The sequence below is a fragment of the Protofrankia symbiont of Coriaria ruscifolia genome, assembly GCF_900634745.1.
GTDB lineage: Bacteria > Actinomycetota > Actinomycetes > Frankiales > Frankiaceae > Protofrankia > Protofrankia californiensis.
In genome coordinates, this window is sequence record NZ_CAAAFR010000177.1 from 13,606 (window position 1) to 29,431 (window position 15,826).

14 protein-coding genes are annotated in these 15,826 nt (G+C 68.7%); 4 read left to right on the forward strand and 10 right to left on the reverse strand.

Translation table 11 applies throughout. From position 1 onward, the window contains the following. Window positions 1-3: 3 nt before the first annotated feature. The 3 genes from CV1CTNOD_RS19650 to CV1CTNOD_RS19660 all read right to left on the reverse strand — a co-directional run bounded on the left by CV1CTNOD_RS19650 (window position 4) and on the right by CV1CTNOD_RS19660 (window position 2,420). The gene (locus CV1CTNOD_RS19650; RefSeq protein ID WP_131787475.1) at window positions 4-285 is read right to left on the reverse strand and encodes a hypothetical protein; all 282 of its coding nucleotides are present in this window, start codon (window positions 283-285) and stop codon (window positions 4-6) included. A gap of 84 nt (window positions 286-369) precedes the next feature. Next, window positions 370-1,092: a 2'-5' RNA ligase family protein gene (locus CV1CTNOD_RS19655; protein ID WP_131787476.1), complete on the reverse strand. Its 723-nt coding sequence runs from the start codon at window positions 1,090-1,092 to the stop codon at window positions 370-372. Further along, a complete protein-coding gene (locus CV1CTNOD_RS19660) occupies window positions 1,089-2,420 on the reverse strand; it encodes a helix-turn-helix domain-containing protein (protein ID WP_131787477.1) in 1,332 nt (443 codons plus the stop codon). Before CV1CTNOD_RS19660 ends, CV1CTNOD_RS19655 begins: the two co-directional genes overlap by 4 nt. A gap of 881 nt (window positions 2,421-3,301) precedes the next feature. Between CV1CTNOD_RS19660 and CV1CTNOD_RS19665 the strand changes: the two genes are divergently transcribed. The 3 genes from CV1CTNOD_RS19665 (at window position 3,302) to CV1CTNOD_RS19675 (ending at window position 5,716) form a co-directional block, all read left to right on the forward strand. Further along, entirely contained in the window at window positions 3,302-4,069 is a 768-nt protein-coding gene (locus tag CV1CTNOD_RS19665; protein WP_131787478.1) for a hypothetical protein, read from the forward strand. A gap of 85 nt (window positions 4,070-4,154) precedes the next feature. Next, window positions 4,155-5,072, forward strand: coding sequence for a phosphotransferase (locus CV1CTNOD_RS19670; protein WP_131787479.1), 918 nt, complete (start codon window positions 4,155-4,157; stop codon window positions 5,070-5,072). Continuing rightward, a complete protein-coding gene (locus tag CV1CTNOD_RS19675; RefSeq protein ID WP_242606848.1) occupies window positions 5,048-5,716 on the forward strand; it encodes a class I SAM-dependent DNA methyltransferase in 669 nt (222 codons plus the stop codon). Before CV1CTNOD_RS19670 ends, CV1CTNOD_RS19675 begins: the two co-directional genes overlap by 25 nt. Window positions 5,717-5,730: 14 nt before the next feature. Here CV1CTNOD_RS19675 and cimA read toward each other — a convergent pair whose 3' ends face one another. The 5 genes from cimA to CV1CTNOD_RS19700 form a co-directional block, all read right to left on the reverse strand. Continuing rightward, window positions 5,731-7,311 carry a citramalate synthase gene (gene cimA / locus CV1CTNOD_RS19680; protein ID WP_131787480.1) on the reverse strand — a complete coding sequence of 527 codons (1,581 nt, stop codon included), beginning with the start codon at window positions 7,309-7,311 and terminating at the stop codon, window positions 5,731-5,733. 183 nt (window positions 7,312-7,494) lie between these two features. After that, a complete protein-coding gene (locus CV1CTNOD_RS19685) occupies window positions 7,495-8,172 on the reverse strand; it encodes a Crp/Fnr family transcriptional regulator (protein WP_131768346.1) in 678 nt (225 codons plus the stop codon). Window positions 8,173-8,298: 126 nt separating this feature from the next. Further along, entirely contained in the window at window positions 8,299-8,685 is a 387-nt protein-coding gene (locus CV1CTNOD_RS19690; RefSeq protein WP_131787481.1) for a CBS domain-containing protein, read from the reverse strand. Between the two features lie 194 nt (window positions 8,686-8,879). Then, on the reverse strand, window positions 8,880-9,809 hold the full coding sequence (ilvE, locus tag CV1CTNOD_RS19695; RefSeq protein ID WP_131787482.1) for a branched-chain-amino-acid transaminase: 930 nt from the start codon (window positions 9,807-9,809) through the stop codon (window positions 8,880-8,882). Between the two features lie 255 nt (window positions 9,810-10,064). After that, window positions 10,065-11,105: a 3-isopropylmalate dehydrogenase gene (locus tag CV1CTNOD_RS19700; RefSeq protein WP_131787483.1), complete on the reverse strand. Its 1,041-nt coding sequence runs from the start codon at window positions 11,103-11,105 to the stop codon at window positions 10,065-10,067. Window positions 11,106-11,534: 429 nt separating this feature from the next. On the opposite strand from CV1CTNOD_RS19700, the gene CV1CTNOD_RS19705 reads away from it, so the two are divergent. Next, the gene (locus CV1CTNOD_RS19705; protein ID WP_131787484.1) at window positions 11,535-12,845 is read left to right on the forward strand and encodes an EAL domain-containing protein; all 1,311 of its coding nucleotides are present in this window, start codon (window positions 11,535-11,537) and stop codon (window positions 12,843-12,845) included. Window positions 12,846-12,915: 70 nt separating this feature from the next. Here CV1CTNOD_RS19705 and leuA read toward each other — a convergent pair whose 3' ends face one another. Further along, window positions 12,916-14,604, reverse strand: coding sequence for a 2-isopropylmalate synthase (gene leuA, locus CV1CTNOD_RS19710; RefSeq protein ID WP_165485634.1), 1,689 nt, complete (start codon window positions 14,602-14,604; stop codon window positions 12,916-12,918). A 263-nt stretch (window positions 14,605-14,867) separates the two neighbouring features. Further along, window positions 14,868-15,689 (reverse strand): septum formation family protein, encoded by an 822-nt coding sequence (locus CV1CTNOD_RS19715; RefSeq protein WP_131787486.1) that lies wholly within the window; start codon window positions 15,687-15,689, stop codon window positions 14,868-14,870. Between the last annotated feature and the right edge of the window lie 137 nt (window positions 15,690-15,826).

Below are 15,826 nucleotides of genomic sequence, written 5' to 3' on the forward strand. Positions count from 1 at the left end.
GGATCAGATGAGGTCCGCGTGCCGGAAAGCGTGGAGATCCGTGAAGAAGGCGTCCAGCTCCTCGTCCGACAGGGCGTCGAACTGGGACCGGATGATCGCAAGCACATCCTCGTCCATCCCGCCGTTGCGGGCCGCCACCTCGACTGTGAGACCCTCGGCGACCAGCGACTCGGTCACGCCCCACTCGACGTCGTACAGCCGCTCGATGATGCCCGTCTCAATGGCGTGACGCCGCAGGCTGCGGTGCCGGGCCGCGGTGAGGTCCTCGTGGCTCGCGGTGGCCACAGCCTCCTGCCAGGCCCGCTGGAGCGCGTCGACCTGGCGAGGGCCTGCGCGAGGTCGCCGTTGGCCACCGGCACCGGACGCGCCTCACGCCAACGGGTCGGCCGAAGGCCGAAGGGGAATGGCGCCCTCAATGGAGCGGAGGGGCAGCGGTAGCCGGGCCACGGTGTCCCACAGGTATGCGCGGCCCTCGCGACGCAGCTCGACCAGAGCGACTGCGCTGACGCCGGTTCGGGCCGGTGACAGATGTCGAAGCTCCTCGACTGCGGACACGATCGGCTGCGCGTCTGTGGGGCTGTTGCAGTATGCGATGCCGATGTGTGGTCGGAAGCCGTGTGGTTTGGTGACGACTGCGGACGGGCCGAGTGTGGCAGCGGTGGCATCGAGGATGTTCTCGCGGACGGTGACGACCGGTTCCCAGGGCTGGACGCTGAACCGGACGGCTCCGGAGGAACCCGCGAGTGGCCCGATCGTCAGCGTGAACGGGAGGATGTCCGCGAGGCGGTGTCGCGTCTCGCGGATGGCGGTGTCGAGTTCCGCACGGCTGATCTGGTCGGTGAAGGCGAGACGTTGAAGGGTGAGGTGCAGCCCTTCGGCAGGGACGGGGTCAAGGACGGGCAGGCGTAACCGGTCCTGGCATCGCGCGGCCAGGGTGTGCAGGTCGGTGGCGTTCTCGAACGTGAGCATCCAGTGGTATGAGCGGCGACCGGGTGTCCAGCCAGGGCGATCCCAGTGGTTGCCGAGCCGGTCGAGGGCGGCGAAGCGGTGCCAGTCATCCGCGACGGAATCTGTGGTCGGTGTGGTGGTCATCTTCTCCCACCGGAGGGGAGGGCGAGTGCGCGGGACGCCTCGACGAGTTCGGTGACCGGCCCGATCTGGTGCCAGGGCTGGGCCTGGGTAACGAGTTCGTGGCTGCGGCGGCGGATGGACTCGATCGGGTTGCCGGCGGCGCTGGTGAGGGCCTCGATGCCCAGGGCTGCGGCCTGTTCCGGGTCGGGGGCGTCGGAGAGCAGCAGGGCGGTTGCCAGGTCCAGGCGGACGAGACAGCGGCTCCACACGGAGGGAGACTGGTCGGCGACCTGGGCGGCCATGTCCGCATACTCCCGCACCCGGTCGGGCTCGCCCACCGAGACGTACGCGGTGGCGGCGTTCGCGGCGACGCGCGCGAGGCTGTAGGGCTCGAAGGAGATGCAGGGCGACATCCCGCCTGGCACCGGGTGGCGCTCGGCCAGGTGGAACGCCTCGCCCACGGCCTTGTCGACCCCGCCCTGGTCTCCGAGCCGGCCGAGGGCGCGGGCTTCGCCGTTCACCGCGAGGCGGATTTCCTGGGCTGATCCGCCGGCGAGACGGCGGCCCTCCCGGGCGAATTCCAGGGCGGCCTGATAGTTGCCGGCGTAGTACTCGCACAGGCTCTGGGTTCCGCGCACCCACGCGGCGAGATCCCGCTGGCCGAGCAGATCGGCGATCTGGAGAGCCTCGACGCAGTAGGCGCGGGCGAGCCCGAACCGGCCGGCGTTGACCGCCATGTATCCGAGCATCCCGGAGAGACGGCCGGCGATCTCGTACAGGCGGTCACGGTGGCGGGGTGGTTGCCGGCCGTCCAGAAGGCCCTGCATCCGGCGGCGCTGCTTCAGCACGCGCGGTGCGAGCGAGCCCGGTCCCGCCGTTTCGTACTCGTCGGCGATGGCCGAGATCAGCACGTCGAAGTGGGCGAGAACAGCGGGGCTGACGTTGGTGGTGCCGAGAGTCTCGATGCGGCGGCCGATCTCCTCGACAGAGTCCGGCTCCTCGTAGTCGACGTCCGGTGTGGTGGCGGGCTGCGTCGGCGCGATCCAGTGTGCGATATCGGCCCGCGGCGCGAGCCCGAGCCGCATCCGGGCGTGGTCCGGCAGGCCGAGCCCGTCGGCGACCCGCTCAAATAGGTCGAACTCGGTGGCGACTCGCTTGCCGTTCGCGTACTTGCTGATGTCTGGCTGGGCCAGACCCACGCGCGTGCCGATGCCGGGCTGGCTGGCTCCGGCGTACTGCTGTACCAGCCGGAAGAGGGCGCCGACATCGCGCCCCGTCAGCGCGTCGACGACCTTGGGGCGTTCCCAGAAGTCGGCCGGAATGACGAACGCGGACGGATCATGACGCATGTCGGCTCACCTCGTCCCGGAACGCCGCTCCTCGTCGCTGATCGTAGTTGCCTAATGTCAACGTGGAGACTCTTCCGGCAATTGGCGGCGCGAACGACGCGCCCGGCGAGCACGGCCCGCCAGGGCCACGCGCAGTCGGCCGCGCGGCGACCGCGCCACCACGTCCCGGCCGGGGGCCGGGCTTGACCAAGTAGAGACATTCTTAACCAGCAAGATCAGTCCAGTTGTCGATGCTGGCAATGAGGACTTGCCCCTGGGTGTAGCCGGTACCGGCGAAGCGCCTCTCGCTCGACCGAAAGGACCGCGCAACCAAAAGCGGCAGCCCGGCACCATGCGTCGGTCTGCCCCGGGATGGTTGCGGCGAGAGTGCGCGAACCGCGTGCCTTCTTTTTGTCTTCGTCTACTGCCCCGTGATGTTCGCGCCGTGGGGCTGCCGCCTTGCTTCAAGTTTTTTGTGTTTTGGTATCACGCCCTGAAAGGCGTGCACCCCGAGTGGTTCGACAGTCCGCGCATGACCTTACCGCAGAGCGGCCTGACAGGATAGTGCGTCGCGCCATGCCACGGAGCACTGAATTTCTGGTACTCGCGCCATGGCGGCGCGCGCTGGGCTGCCGGTCCGGCCGGGGGCAGGATTACCGGCACCGGCGCGGCATTCCCGGTCTCAACCCCCAGGGCCACACACCCAACCGGGAAGGTCGCGGCAGCAGACGTCGGCAGCAGGCGGGTTGGTTCTGTTCTCCGCGCGGCGCCGACCTGTAAGCCGGCCGGGTGGGCTCTCACTTCGTCGTCCTTGAGCCTGCCCGGATCGGCACAGATGATCTTGTACCTCGTGACAACCGCCGTCCGGCGGGCGCACGGACAACCCGAAAGGACGGTGAGCCATGCTCGCCACGAAACCCGACAGCGCCAACACCTTCTCGGCCGAGATGACCGAACCTTTCACCCCGGCCTGGAACCGCATTCCCGGGATCACCGTGGGCGGAACCACGGTCACCGTCGACCCGGACCGGTACTTCTTCCGCCGCAGCACGTCCCCGGTCTGGATGCTCGTCGACTGGGATCTCGTGGTCGAGCGGCTGCTGTCGGCGGAGGAAACCGAACAGTTCGCGGTCGAGCAGCAGACCCTGGAGTTCGTGCGCGCCTACGGCCAACGGGCCTCCGACCCGGCCCAGGTGCTGCGGACCGCCGACCGGGTCTACCACCACCTGTTCTCCGCCGAGCGGCTGGACGATCCCGACCTGTCCAACGTCACCGCCACCGACGTCCGCATCCTGCGAGAGTCCGCGACGCTGGCGGCGCTCAACCGGGTCGAGCTGTCCGGGGAGATCACCGACATCGGGCCGGCCTGGTTCTTCCCGGCCACCGCCCGGGTCGTCTACGACCTGGACGCGGACGGCGCCGAGCGGGTCGACGATCTCTACCACGGCGGTTTCTTCAACGAATACCGCCGGGTCGAGGCGGTCAAGGCACACGCGGCGCTGGGTGGCCGTCTCGTCCACGGGTGCCAGTCCTCGGCGAACATGTCCGGCGGCGCCGTTGTCCCGTTCGGTGTCGACCTCGACCGGTTCCAGGCTGACCTGTCCGCCTTCAAGCGGAGCTGGATCACCTCCATCCTCAACCTTGCCACGGGCCGGCCCGCCCTGCCCTGACCTGTAGCCGATCCCCGCCGGCCGGTGACGTGGCGCTACTGCTCGACGTTGTCGGCCGGCGTCATGCGACACGGAGACTCGAACGATGGACGACACGACCGCGCTGCTCGACCGGCTCACCGCACAGACCGGCCTACACGGCCTGCTCTCGCGTACGCCGGTACGGGTCTGGATCCTGTCCGGGGTCGAGCGGCTGATCTTCCCTGGCGACCAACGAGTGATCTTCAAGTTCGCGCGTAAGCCGTTCACCGGCGAGGCGGACGCGCTGCGCCACGTGGCAGCCCAGGGCATCCCGGCCCCTCGGCTGATCGCGAGTGTGGAACACGACGGGATGCTCGGCATGCTGCTCGAAGACCTCGGCGAACCGGTCCGGGAAGCGACCGTGGACGACGGCATCGCGGCGGCCGTGGCCACCCACAATGCCGACCCGGCCGGCTTCCTCCCCGTCCTCGACCGCAAGACGCTGATCGAACTGCCGGGGCGCGCAGCCGCGAGCCTCGCCGACCTGCGGTCATCCGGCCGGTGGACCGACACCACGGACCTCGACGGTCCACTCCTGGCACTGGACGATCATGCTGATCGCCTCTCCCTCGGCGCCGATCTACCGCCGTTCGGGCTGTGCCACAGCGAGTTCCACCCCACAAGCCTGCACATCGGCCCGGACGGCTGGCGGCTGCTCGACTGGGCGCGAGCCTTCACCGGCCCCGGTCTGCTCGACCTGGCCTCCTGGCAGGGCACCACTGGCCCGGCCGATCCGGCGGCACTCCGCCGGATGATCTGGGGCTACATCCGGGCCGGCGGGTACGGCGAGGCTTCCCGGCCACGCGCGGGTCTTCCCCCGGAAGCCTGGGCGCTCGGCTGGCACCGGCTGTGGATCATCGCCTGGTATCTCGAACAGGCCACCACCTGGATCAACGACTCCAGCCAGGACGACTTCGTCGCGCAGGTCGTCCGCCGCCACCTCCGCGAGGCGATCACATGCCTGGGCATCCCGACCCTGTAACGATCAACACCGCAGTCTGGGAGCGGCACGCCCGCGCCCGGATCGCGGCCGGCGACCTCGACACTCGGCCCGCCATCCACAGGTTCCGCTGGACCCGCACCGGCGTCGACGACCCAGGCGCCGAACTCCTCGGCGACATCCGAGGCAAGCGCGTAGTCGAACTCGGCTGCGGCACCGGCGACAATCTTGCCTACCTCGTCGACCACCGCGGCGCCCGCGGGGTCGGAATCGACGCCGCCCCCTCCCAGATCCGCCGCGCCCGCGCCCGATGGTCATCCCCGGTCTTCCACTGCACCGACGCGGCCCTCTACCTCGCCACCTGCGAACCCATCGACGTCTGCTACAGCGTCTTCGGTGCCGTCGGCCTGTGCCCACCGGCTCCGCTCCTGGCCCGGATTCGCGATCGGCTCAGGCCGGGTGGCTGGCTTGTCTTCTCGGTCTGGGACTCCACGGTGGCCGGTGGGATTCGGTTGCCGCGTTCCAGCGGCCCACCGGCACGGTCGGTGCACTCTCTTGCCTCGCCCGATGACTGGACCGGGCTTCTGCGTCAATTCTCCTTCACCGGTATCCGGACAACCCGGCTGGACCGGTGCTCGGCCCCGGACACCTTGCTGATTACCGGTCGGAGATCGGTCGGTGGTTGAAGATGGCGAATGTCCTAACCCTGGCGGCGCAGGCCGTAGGTGACGGCGTCCTGCAGGGCCTCCCACGAGGCCGCGATGATGTTCTCGTCGACGCCGACGGTGTCCCACCTGTCGCGCCCGTCGCTGGTGCCGACCAGGACCCTGGTCACCGCGCCGGTGCCGGACCTGCCGTCGAGGATGCGCACCTTGTAATCGACCAGGTCGAGATCGACAAGGCCGGGGTAGCCCTTTTCCAGCGCTTCCCGCAGTGCGCGGTCGAGGGCGTTGACCGGGCCGTTGCCCTCGGCCGTGGACACGTGCCGCACACCGTTCAGGACGAGTTTGACGGTCGCTTCGCTGACGACCTCACCGTCCGGTCGCCGCTCGACGATCACGCGCCACGACTCGAGGGTGAAGAACCGCTGCGCGCCTTCGACCTCGTCCCGCAGCAGCAGCTCGAACGACGCCTCCGCGGCCTCGTAGGTGTAGCCGATCGCTTCCCGTTCCTTCACCAGGTCGACGACCCGGCCCAGCGCCTCCCGCTGATCGGAGAGGTCCAGCCCCAGTTCACGGCCCTTGAGCTCGATCGTGGCCCGGCCGGCGAGCTCCGAGACCAGCATCCGCATGTCGTTGCCGACCTCGGCGGGATCGATGTGCTGGTACATGTCCGGGTCAACCTTGACGGCGCTGGCGTGCAGGCCGGCCTTGTGGGCGAACGCGCTCGCGCCGACGTAGGCGCGGTGGGGGTCCGGAGCGGAGTTGGTGATCTCGTCGATGGCGTGCGATACCCGGACCAGCTCGCGCAGTCTGCCCGGGGGCAGCACCCGGCGTCCGAGCTTGGTCTCCAGCCCGGCCACGACGCTGAACAGGTCAGCGTTGCCGCATCGCTCGCCGTAGCCGTTGGCGGTGCCCTGGACGTGGGTGGCCCCGGCCTCGACCGCGACAAGGGTGTTCGCGACCGCGCAGGCGGTGTCGTTGTGGCAGTGAATGCCCAGGCGGGCACCGGTGATGTCGCGGACGGCAGAAACGACGTCACCGATACGTGTCGGCAGCATCCCGCCGTTGGTGTCGCAGAGGACCACGACCTCGGCACCGGCCTCGGCGGCCACCCGGACCACCTCGAGTGCGTAGTCGGTGTCGGCGTGGTAACCGTCGAAGAAGTGCTCCGCGTCGACGAACACCCGCTTGCCCTCGGCGTGCAGATGCGCCACGGTGTCACGGATCATCGCGAGGTTCTCGGTGGGGGTGGTGCGCAGCGCCCGCTCGACGTGCCGGAGGTCGGACTTCGCGACCAGGCAGACGACGTCCGTGCCGGCCTCCCGCAGGGCGGCGACCTGCGTGTCGTCGGCGGCGACCGTCCGGGCCCTGCGGGTCGCGCCGAAGGCGGTGAGCACGGCATGGTCCAGACGCAGCTCGGTACGGGCCCGGCGGAAGAACTCGGCGTCCTTCGGGTTCGACCCGGGCCAGCCGCCCTCGATGAAGCCGACGCCGATCTCGTCGAGGTGCCGGGCTATCGCGATCTTGTCGCCGACCGACAGCGACAACCCCTCCTGCTGGGTCCCGTCACGCAGTGTCGTGTCGTAGACGTGAAAGGAATCGGGGTCATCTGGCTGCACGGCGCGCCTCTCACCTGCTCACCTGCGGATCTGCGGGGTGTCACGCGTCCGGCGGCATGGGTGGGCAGCCGGCACGCGCGACGAGGGCGGGTTCACCGCCGATTGTCCACTGTACGGCGCCACCCGCCCAGGAGCTCGGGGTCCCCAGAGCTCGACGAAGCCGCTGTCTGAGGCAAAGCTCCGTCAGTCGCCGGCAAAGCGGCGCAGGCGCTCAACCTGGAGGATGGTGACCGTCTGCCCCTCGGCCAGGATCCAGTTGCGCTTCTCGAACTCTCGCAGCGCCTGGTTGACCGACTGGCGTGAGCCACCCAGGAGGGAGGCGATCTCGGTCTGGGTCAGGCCCAGTTCGATCAGCGGACGCCCGGACTCCCGCATCCGCATCAGCAGCAGCTTGGCGACGCGCCGGGGCAGGTCGAGGAAGACCAGGTCGGCGTTTGCCCCCGTCAGCCGGCGGACGTGGGCCACCAGCGCCCGGATGAGCTGCTCGGCGACGGCCGGGCGCTCCCGTACCAGCTCCCACACGGCGGCACGGTCGAGCACGACGGCTTCGCTGGGCTCCAGCGCCTCGACACTGGCAGACCGCGGACCAGCCTCGACGATGTTGAGTTCACCGAGGGTGTCGCCGGGACCGGCTATGTTCAGGACGTGGTCACGGCCGTCGTCGGCGGTCGTGAGCACCTTCAGGCGGCCGGAGGCCACCACGAGCAACGTGTCAGCGGGATCACCTTCGGTGAGCACAACCTGACCGCGGCGGTATCGGCGCACGACAGACCGTGCGGCGAGACGCGCCAGGGCCGGCTCGTCCAGTTCCTTCAGCAATGTGGTCGCCCGCAGCAGCGCGACCGCCTCTTCCTCCTGCACACCGTGACCGTAGCGCTAATGTCGGGAAATGTGGGCGCCCGGCGCCCCGCTTGAGCAGTGATGTGCGTCGGTGGAGCAAAAAACGGCACAGAAGGAACAGTCGATCAAACAGCAGCACACCAGTTTCTAAACGGATGCACGCTGTTCGCTCCAGCAACGCACTACATCGCGCATGGACAGCACGCCGGCTACTTCGCCCCGATCGCAGACGATCAGATGCCGAAATCCGCCGCGAAGCATCGATCCGGCGGCTTCCGCCAGCGACCAGCCGGGATCGGCGAACACGACGTCACGAGCGATGTGATCGCCGACCAGCTCGGCATCCGGATTCTGACCATCCGCCACGGACAGAAGAACATCACGTTCAGTAAGGATGCTGTATCCTTCGCCGTCGACGTCCCGCACAATGGCCGCGCCCACCTTCCGGACGGCCATCAGCCGCGCCGCCTGACGCAGGGTGTGCTTCGGACCAATCACGAGAACCGGAACGGTCATCCCGTCGGAAACCCGCATCACGCCTCTCCCCAGAGCTTGTGAACTTGTGAAACGAGAGCCTGACAGGAGAGGTTAGGCGTGGAATGCTCCGCTGACCAGACCGTCACCGGAGACGGCAAACCCGTGGGCAGGACGTGGTCGCGCCCGCCCACGGGCCGGTGACCAGCTGGCCGGCGACCAGCTGGGGCTGGGTAACCAGCTGTCGTAGGGAGTCAGGACTCCTGGGCGAGCTCGTTCCAGTTCTTGTAACGGTCGAGCTCCCCACGGGTCGCCTGGTGGAACAGGCCGAGCAGTTCGCGCGTGATCGGGCCGGGCCGGCCCGATCCGACGGGCCGGTCGTCGATCTCGACGATCGGCACCATTTCGGCCGCGGTTCCGGTGAAGAAGGCCTCGTCCGCCAGGTACAGGTCGGTGCGGACGATGTGCTGCTCGCGGACCTCGTAACCCTCGTCCGCGGCGATCTGCATGATGGACGCCCGCGTGATGCCGCCGAGCGGCCCGTCACTGAGCGGCGGGGTGATCACCGTACCGCCCGACACGATGAAGACGTTCTCTCCCGACCCGTCGGCGACGTGCCCGTTGGGACTGGTCAGAATGGCCTCGTCGTAACCGGCCTTGAGCGCCGCGACCTTGGCCAGCGAGGAGTTGAGATACTGCCCGGACGCCTTGGCCGCCGGCGGGATGATGTTGTTGTCGTTGCGACGCCAGGTGGACACGGTGGCCCGGCAGCCGTTCTTCTCCGCATCGTCACCGAGGTAGGCGCCCCAGGGCCAGACCGCGATCATCACTTCGATCGAGGAAGGCAGCGGGTTGAGGCCCATCTCGCCGTACCCGAGATAGATCAGCGGCCGGATGTAGCAGGCGTCGACCTTGTTGACCGCGACCGTCTCCTTGATTGCGGCGACGAGTTCGGCCTGCGTGAACGCCGGCTCCATCATGTAGATCTTGGCGCTGCGGTACAGCCTCGCGACGTGGTCGGTCAGGCGGAACACGGCGCTGCCGTGGGCGGTGGGGTAGGCGCGGATGCCCTCGAAGACACCCCAGCCGTAGTGCAGCGTCGGGTTGAGAACGTGGATGCGGGCGTCGTCCCAGTCGACGAACTGACCGCTCATCCAGATTTTTGACGTCGGTGTAATGGACACGAATGACTCCAGGCGTATGCGACGAAGCGTGCGGGCGAGTGACGATCTTGCCGATCTTCGCCGTGGTCAGGCCCCGTCGGCTGCCGTCGTACCGGATCTACGGCCCTTCAGAGGATAGCGTTTCTCCGGCCATTCGCATCAGTGCAAGTTCGGACAGTTACCTTCTGAACAGATTTGATGACAGACAGTTTCGAACGATCCCCGGAGTGGGGTACAAGAAAGGGGCGCAGAAGCAACTTAGCCGGCGACTCGCACTCAGCCGGCGACTCGCGCCGCCAGGTCCTCCCCGACCTCGCGCGTGGAGATCTGGTCACGCGAGTATCCGGTTCGCGGTCGGGAACGGTCGGCCAGGGAAGCGGCAACCGCCGCCTCCACCCGGGCCGCTTCGTCCACCCGGCCCAGATGCTCCAGCAGCATCGCAACCGACAGCACGGTGGCGGTCGGGTCGGCGATCCCCTGCCCGGCTATGTCGGGCGCGCTGCCGTGCACCGGTTCGAACATGCTCGGGTTCGTTCCGGACGGATCGAGGTTGCCGCTGGCGGCCCGTCCGATACCGCCGGTGATCGCGGCACCGATGTCGGTGAGGATGTCCCCGAACATGTTGTCGGTCACGACCACGTCGAAACGTCCCGGATCGGTGACGAAGAACATCGACGCGGCGTCCACGTGCTGGTAGTCGACCTGGACCTCACTGAACTCGCGGGCGACCTCGGCGACAGTACGCAACCAGAGGTCTCCGGCGTTGGTCAGGACGTTGGTCTTGTGAACGAGGGTGAGCCGCCGCCGGGGGCGTGCCCGCGCCCGGCGGAACGCGTCCCGCACGACGCGTTCGACACCGAAGCGGGTGTTGAGGCTCTCCTCGGTGGCCACCTCGAACGGTGTGCCGCGGCGCAGGGTACCGCCGGCGCCCACGTACGGGCCCTCGGTCCCCTCCCGTACCACCACCATGTCGATGGTGGGCTCGCCCGCCAGCGGCGTGGTGACGCCCGGGTACAGCCGGACGGGACGCAGGTTGACATAGTGATCGAGCTCGAAGCGCAGCCGCAGCAGGAGCCCGCGTTCGAGGATGCCGCTGGGCACCCCGGGGTCACCGACCGCACCGAGCAGGATCGCGTCGTGCTCGCGCAGCTCCGCGAGCACCGAGTCCGGCAGGGTCTCACCGGTGGCGTACCAGCGACGCGCGCCCAGGTCATAGTCGGTGGTCTCCACCTTGGGCTCGACGGCACGCAGCACGCGCAGGCCCTCCGCGACGACCTCTGGTCCGATGCCATCCCCGCCGATGACCGCAAGCCTCATGAACGCGACTGTAATCTGTCACGCGCCAGCCCCGGCGCCCGCCCCAGCTTCCAGTCCCCTCGGACCGGCACCGCCCACGGGTACCCACGCGCCAGGTCAGCCGCAGGGCCGCTGCCGAGCCGCGGGACGAATGCCACCGAAAATCGGATGAAAACCGGCATGATATATCCAGACGCGCACAGCTTGAAAAATGAGGAAAAAGCCGCTTCTCACGATTGTTCCGGTTGGGCGAGAAACGACTGACATGAGAAGAGGCTTCGCGACACGCACGATGAATCGCCGATGGCGATAAAGGTCCTCACGTACAGTGCACCGATCACATCCCACAACTGCATCAGGAAGCAGCTCCCGTAACCGGCTGGAGGCGAGGGGGAATCTCCCCCGGTCGGGCACGTGTGGCATGCGACGACACAAGGGAGTGTACGACGCATGATCGTTCAAACGCTTTCAGTACCGGCCCACTCCGACCCCCAGCATGCGATCGACTCCGCGGACGAATGGTCCGACGCATTGCGCAACGCCCTGGCCGATCCCGGTCAGCCGCGCATCGTCTTCCAGCCGATCGTCGACCTCCGGCGCGGCGTCATCGCCGGATACGAGGTACTGGCGCGTTTCGGAACAGCACCGACTCCCTCGCCCGACCGGTGGTTCGCCGCCGCCGAACGTGCCGGGATCGCCGCCCACTTCGAGGCCAGGGTGCTTCGCGCGGCGCTGGCGGCACGCGACCAGCTCCCGCCCAACTGTTTTCTCACCGTCAACGTCATGCCGAACCTGCTGACAACCCCGGAGGTGGCCGCGGTCTGGGTCGACGCCGATCTGAGCCGGCTTGTTCTCGAACTCAACGAGACGGTCAGCGCCGAGCGGACTCCCGAGCTGGCCGCCACCACCCAGGCGCTGCGCGAGCGCGGCAGCTTCATCGCCATGGACGACGTCGGTTCCGGCTACGCCGGGCTGCGCCAGATCGCCAAGATCCGCCCTGACCTGGTCAAACTTGACCGCGACCTGGTCGCCCGCGCCGATGGCGATCAGGTGCGGCGGACATTGACCGAACTGGTCAACGTCTTCGCCAGCCGGCTGGACGCCTGGGTGATCGCCGAGGGCATCGAACGCGACGAGGAACTTGCCGTGCTCGTGGGGCTCGGCGTCCCGCTCGGGCAGGGCTGGTATCTGGGCCGCCCCGCGGACACCTGGCAGCGCCTCGACCCCGCGATCTCCAGGCGTATCCGGTTGCTCGCCCAACGGACCGAGCGCGGCGAGGGGGTGGGCAGTCTGCTCGAACAGGTACGGATCTCCTTCGGGGACGACCGGGCGCGCCGGGGCGCCCCGCAGAAGGCTGCCTGCTGGCTCGACATACCGTCACGGCCGCGGTCCGGCGGCGGCGCGGCCATCGTCGTGAACCGGCAGCATCACCCGGTGGCGCTGGAGCTACCCGCGCCCCTCGGCGGCGCCGCCCGGCGTGTCCCGGTCAGTATGGTCGCCAGGCCCGACGAACACGTCGTCGACGTGGCACGCCGGGCGATGAGCCGCGCGCCGTCGCTGCGGTTCGACCCGGTCGTGGTAGTCACCGAGATGGGTCGACCGGTCGGCCTGGTCCGGATCGAACGGCTGATGCTCCGGCTCGCGGAGATGTCCGGCGTCCACCCGGATCTGCGGAAACGCAACCGTCCGAATCTGCGGAAAGACGCGGACCGGGCCGCGGACCAGGCAGTGGTACACCCGGCCCGCGGCCCGGCCGAATGACCGTGCCCCGGACGGCCCGGGCACTCCTGGTGACCCGGATACCAGCGGCGGGCCAGATATGCGTGGCGGCTCAGCTACCCGTAGCGATGCGCTGATCCCGCGCGGCCCGGTTGACCGCGCTCACCACGGCGCGCAGGGACGCGGTGACGATGTTCGGGTCGATCCCCACGCCCCAGAACACCCTGTCCCCCACGGCCACTTCGAGATAGGCCGCGGCCCGCGCGTCCGCTCCCGAGCCCAGAGCGTGCTCGTGATAGTCGAGCACACGTACCTCGACGTCCCGGGTACGCAGTGCGGCGACGAACGCGTCGATCGGCCCGTTGCCGGTGCCGCTGATGATCTCCTCGCCGCCGTGGATGCGGACCGACACCCGCACCTCGTCGCGTTCCCCGTGAGCTGCGGTAGTCCGGGAGCCGAGCAGCTCCAACGGAGCGTCGGCCGCGGATTCGGCCAGGAAGTACTCCCGGGAGAAGATCGACCACAGTTGCTCGCCGGTCACCTCCCCACCGGTGTCCTCGGTGTGGCGCTGCACGACGTGGGAGAACTCGATCTGCAGCCGGCGGGGCAGGTCCAGGGAATGCTCCGACTTCAGCAGATAGGCGACGCCACCTTTACCCGACTGGCTGTTCACCCGGATCACGGCCTCGTAGGACCGGCCGACGTCCATCGGGTCGATGGGCAGATAGGGCACCTCCCACAGCCGCTGCCCGGTCCGTTCCATGGCCTCGAAGCCCTTCTTGATGGCGTCCTGATGGGAACCGGAGAAAGCCGTGTAGACAAGATCGCCACCGTAGGGATGCCGCGGATGCACCAGAATCTGGTTGCAGTGCTCCACGGTCCGGCGAATCTCGTCGATGTCGCCGAAGTCGATTTCCGGGTCGACGCCCTGGGAGAACAGGTTGAGCCCCAATGTCACCAGGCAGACGTTGCCGGTGCGTTCGCCGTTGCCGAACAGGCATCCCTCGATCCGATCGGCACCCGCCAGCACCCCGAGTTCCGCGGCGGCCACGGCACAGCCACGGTCGTTGTGGGGATGCAGGGACAACACGACCGCCTCACGCCGGGTCAGATTGCGTGACATCCACTCGATCTGGTCGGCGTAGACGTTGGGCGTGGACATCTCCACGGTCGCCGGCAGGTTCAGCACGACCGGCCGATCGGGTGTGGGCTGCCAGACGTCCATGACCGCCTCGCAGACCTCGAGGGCATAGTCCAGCTCGGTTCCGGTGAACGACTCCGGGCTGTACTGCCAGCGGACGTCCGTCCCCGCCAGCAGCTTCTCCGCATAACGAGCACACCACTGCGCACCCTGGACGGCGATGTCGGTGATGCCGCCCCGGTCAAGCCCGAACACCACCCGGCGCTGCAGTGTCGACGTCGAGTTGTACAGGTGCACGAGCGCATTCGGCGCGCCGACGAGCGAGGAGACCGTACGTTCGATCAGCTCCTCACGCGCCTGGGTCAGCACCTGGATGGTGACGTCGTCGGGAATGTGCTCGCCGTCGATGAGCTGCCGGATGAAGTCGAAGTCCGTCTGGCTCGCGGCGGGAAAGCCCACCTCGATCTCCTTGTAGCCCATCCGTACCAGCAGCTGGAACATCTGCATCTTCCGCGCCGGGGTCATGGGGTCGATCAGCGCCTGATTGCCGTCGCGCAGGTCGACGCTGCACCACCGGGGCGCACGTGTGATCGTCTGGTTCGGCCAGGTCCGGTCGGGGAGGTCGACCGGGATGAACGGCCGGTACTTGTCGACGGGCATACCAGAAGTTTGCTGTGAAGTGGTCACTGCTTCTGCCGCTCCTGCTTCGTGGAGAAAAGCCTGCGGTGGCCAGCGCGCACCAAACCCCGCGGCGAGGAAGCCGACCTGTCTCAGGCCCCGCCGCGGCAACTAAGAAGCAGAAGCGCATGCATTCTTGTCGGAGCCTACTACTCGACGGCCGACGCCGCCCGACCCCCTACCCGATGGGCCGGGCAGGCTTCAGGTCGCCGGCGGGCGGTGTGAGGTCCATCAGGCCCGTGACGTCAGGTCGGCAGCCCCGCGGCCTGGGCCGGACTCACCCGCGGCCGCAGATCGTCGGTGCGCACGGTACACACCAACGCGTGGGTACCGGCCTGCCAAGCCGCTTCCTCCGGGTAGATCGACGCAACCTGCATGTGGGGGACGGCGTCGGTCCCACCGAAGAGGTTGCGCGCGGCGTCCGCGCAGTCCTTCGAGGCGGCGGCGTCCAGTGCCGGCCGGCCCGGCCAGCCGGGGAAGGGACCGGTGAGGTCGACCGTCCCCGTCACCTGGTCGACGTGCGGCCGGTCGCACCCCACCCGGGTGGGCGTGACCTCGCCTGCCGGATCCGGGCTCCAGACCAGGCAGTCTCCCGGCCGCAGACCGGCAAGCAGGGAGGGATCGAGCGTGAACCGCTGCGCCCGGACGGACAGCACGGCCGGGCTCGTGGCCGTGCTGGTAGCCGGTGCCGAGCCCGACGCGGCGGCGGGAGCGGGATCCTGCATCCGGACCGGGGTGCCGGCCGAGGGCGCCGAGGCGGACACCACCGCCGCGCGCGGGCCGTGGCGAAGCAGGAAAAGGCCGAGACCCGCCATCCCGGCCAGCAGCGTCAGGAACGCCACCAGCCTGGTGGCCCGGCGGCCACGCGGGGAGCCGGGCGCCCATACCCAGCGGTAGAACGCTCGCTGACCTCCCGGCTGGACGGGTTCCACCCGGCAGCGGCCGTGCGGGGTCCGGCTGGAGGCTGTCGTGCGTTCATCGGCTGACGGCTCGATGAAGCGCGCAGAACGCACAAAACTGTCATCGAGGTGCAACCCCTCGAACGGGTCCCGACCGTCCCGAGCCATGGTTTTCACGGTAAACCCGGGGGCCCGTTTTCAATACCATGGCCATCGAACCAGGGGGCAGGTCACCACAACCCGCGGCGACCCGCACCACGGGCCACGGGCCACGGGCCACGGGCCACGGGCCACGGGCCACGGGC